General features: G+C 74.4%; 3 protein-coding genes and 1 pseudogene. 2 read left to right on the top strand and 2 right to left on the bottom strand.

Features of this window, described 5'->3' with window-relative positions:
• A partial coding sequence (locus PROKR_RS28320) for an XdhC family protein (protein ID WP_036970550.1) occupies positions 1 to 390 on the bottom strand: 390 nt, incomplete at its 3' end.
• Between the two features lie 194 nt (positions 391 to 584).
• On the opposite strand from PROKR_RS28320, the gene PROKR_RS28315 reads away from it, so the two are divergent.
• On the top strand, positions 585 to 1073 hold the full coding sequence (locus PROKR_RS28315; RefSeq protein WP_036970548.1) for a dsRBD fold-containing protein: 489 nt from the start codon (positions 585 to 587) through the stop codon (positions 1071 to 1073).
• A gap of 12 nt (positions 1074 to 1085) precedes the next feature.
• Here PROKR_RS28315 and PROKR_RS28310 read toward each other — a convergent pair whose 3' ends face one another.
• Complete coding sequence (locus tag PROKR_RS28310; protein WP_036970544.1) at positions 1086 to 1724, bottom strand: hypothetical protein; 639 nt, start codon at positions 1722 to 1724, stop codon at positions 1086 to 1088.
• Positions 1725 to 1802: 78 nt separating this feature from the next.
• Between PROKR_RS28310 and PROKR_RS37710 the strand changes: the two are divergent.
• Positions 1803 to 2615: pseudogene (locus tag PROKR_RS37710) on the top strand (hypothetical protein); the annotation flags it as partial.

Below are 2615 nucleotides of genomic sequence, written 5' to 3'. Positions count from 1 at the left end.
CGGCCCCGCCGGGCCGCCGTCGGCCCGGGGCACGGCCAGGACCCGCCCGGCGAACGCGTCGAAGCCCGGCCACGTCGCGCGGGACACCGGCGCGACGAACACCTCGATGGTCCCGCCGCAGGTCAGGCCCACGTCGAACGCATCGTCGTCGGAAACGCCGTAGCTGACGAGCGCGGGGCGGCCGGACTCGGCGACCTCCAGACACAGGTCGTGCACGGCGCCCTCGACGCACCCGCCGGACACCGAGCCGATGACCTCGCCGCCCGGGCCCACGGCCAGGGACGCACCCGGCTCGCGCGGCGCGGACCCGAAGGTGCGCACCACCGTGGCGACGGCCGCGCGCTCGTCGTCGTGCCACCAGTCGAGCAGCTGCGGCAGCAGGTCCCGCACCCCGGCTCCTTTCCCGCGCGAACCTCCGCACGAACCTCCGCGCGTGCCCGCACGGACTCCGCGCCGCCCCCGTGCTCCTCACCGTCTCACGCAACTGTCACGCGCAGGGGTCGAACAGGTGACGGGTACGGTCTGACACGCCGACCGGTTCGGGGCCATCATGGAAGGGACCGCAACGACGCGAGGAGGACCCCATGAAAGCAGCAGTGGGCGACCGGATCGTCACGGCTTCCGGTGTGGTCGGCGGCGCTGTGCGGGACGGCGTGGTGACCGAGTGCCCCCACGGCGACGGGTCGCCGCCGTACCGGGTGCGCTGGTCCGACACGGGCGAGGAGACGCTCGTCTACCCCGGCGGCGACACGTACGTGGACGCCCAGGTCGAGGCGACGTCCGGCGCGTGGGCCGAGTCCCGCCGCGGCCGCGCCCTCACCTGGGACGTGCGGATCACCGTGGTCGAGGCGGCGGGCAGCACGACGGCGGAGGCCACGGTGATGAACGGTCCGCCGGACGCCCTGCGCGGCGTCGGGCACGCCAGGAAGTCACCGGACGACGACGAGGTGCCGCTGATCGGCGACGAGATCGCCGCCGGCCGGGCTCTGCGGCGCCTCGCCGACCGGCTGCTCGCCGTGGCCGAGGCCGACGTCTCCGCCGCGGTCGGGCACAAGGCGCATCTGCACCGGTGACCCGTACGACCCTCAGGCCAGGATCCCCGACGCGTCCAGCTCCGCGCGTACCTCGGGGTCGAGCCACGGCTCGACGCCCGCCCAGGTGGTGCGCCACGAGATGCCCGTGATCCGGGTCCCGTCGGGGAACGTCTCGATGTAGTCGGCCTGCAGCACGCCGTGCTCGTCGCACCAGAACGCGTTCGCGGGGCTGCCGTCCAGGAGCTGGTCGATGCGCATCGCGGAGACCGAGTAGCCGTCCGGCAGCACCAGCGGCTGCGTGTCGGTGCGCACCAGCAGGGCGTGCTGCGTGCGCGCGGGGTCGGTGTCGGCGAGCTGTGTGTACTCGACCCAGGACCCCACCGTCGCGAGCTCCAGCACCAGCAGGTACCGGGCGAACGACGGCACGCCGTCGCCCACGCCCGGTGGCAGGTCCGCGCGCTCGAACGAGACGTCCACACCGCCCGGCTCGCGCTGGTGCGACCAGCGCACCCAGGCACGCACGTCGCCGTCGTACTCCACGTGGTGCCGCGCCCGCAGCACCACATCGGGCTGCGGGCGCATCGCGAGCACCGAGTCGAGCACCAGCAGGCCGCCGGCGGTCTCGGACTCCCGGCGCACGAGGGCGCCGTCGGGCGTGGCCCCGTTGTTGCTCAGCGCCTGGATCTGCATGCTCGATTCTTTCGCGCGGCCCGGTCCGCTCGCCAGGGCAAACCGCCTACCGGACGGCGCTGCGGGTAGGTTGCGGACATGAGCGAGCGCGTGGACGTGGAACAGCACAGGGCCGACGTCGCGGAGCTGCTCGCGGCACTCGCGGACCGGCCTGCCGAGCAGGTGCCCCTCGACCAGGGGGTGCTCGGCCGCGTGCTGGCGCGCGACGTGACCGCCCCCGGCCCGCTGCCGCGGTTCCGCAACTCTCAGATGGACGGCTTCGCGGTGCGCGCCGCCGACGTCGCGACGCCGCCGGTAGGCCCGCGACTGACAGGACCGCGAGCAGTAACGGCGGGGCCGACCCGTACCCGTTCCCGGACCGAGGTCCCGCCCGCACTCGGAGCACGCCACGTCGGGCTCCTTTCGTCGCACACGATCGTGAGACGAAACTACTGGGCCCCGCCGGCTGCCGCACACGAGTCTGGGGGCATGATCTCCATGAGAGTAGGCCCGGCGATGCCGGCGGAGTTCGACGTCGTGCTGCCCGTGTGCGTCGAGGCGTTCGCAGACGAGGCGGTGTCCGCCTGGGTCGAGCCGGAGCCCGACCGGCGCCTGGAACGCACCCGCGCGCTCTTCGCGACGTCGCTCCGGACCGCCGTCGAAGCAGGTCAGCTGCTCGTGGCGTGGACCGACGCCGGAGAACCCGTCGCCGCATCGATCTGGACGGTGCTCGACGGGACGGCTGAGAGCTCCGGGGCGGGCGGGGGTGTCCGGGCGGGCGAAGGTTCCGGGACGGGCGAAGGTTCCGGGGCGGGCGAAGTACAAGAGGTGCCGGAGGCAGGCGAGGCGCCGGAGGCAGGCGAGGCGCCGGAGGCGGACGTGGCGCCGGAGGCGGGCGCCGGCCGCGCGCCC

Origin of the sequence: Promicromonospora kroppenstedtii DSM 19349 (assembly GCF_000515355.1) — a bacterium.
GTDB classification, from domain to species: domain Bacteria; phylum Actinomycetota; class Actinomycetes; order Actinomycetales; family Cellulomonadaceae; genus Promicromonospora; species Promicromonospora kroppenstedtii.
Note: the sequence above shows the minus strand (reverse complement) of the source record. Positions and strands in the feature narration are given on the sequence as shown.

Excerpts from the sequence above, each read along its gene's own strand:
- PROKR_RS28310 (WP_036970544.1), bottom strand. The coding sequence starts at position 1,724 with ATGCAGATCCAGGCGCTGAGCAACAACGGGGCCACGCCCGACGGCGCC.
- PROKR_RS28315 (WP_036970548.1), top strand. The coding sequence starts at position 585 with ATGAAAGCAGCAGTGGGCGACCGGATCGTCACGGCTTCCGGTGTGGTC.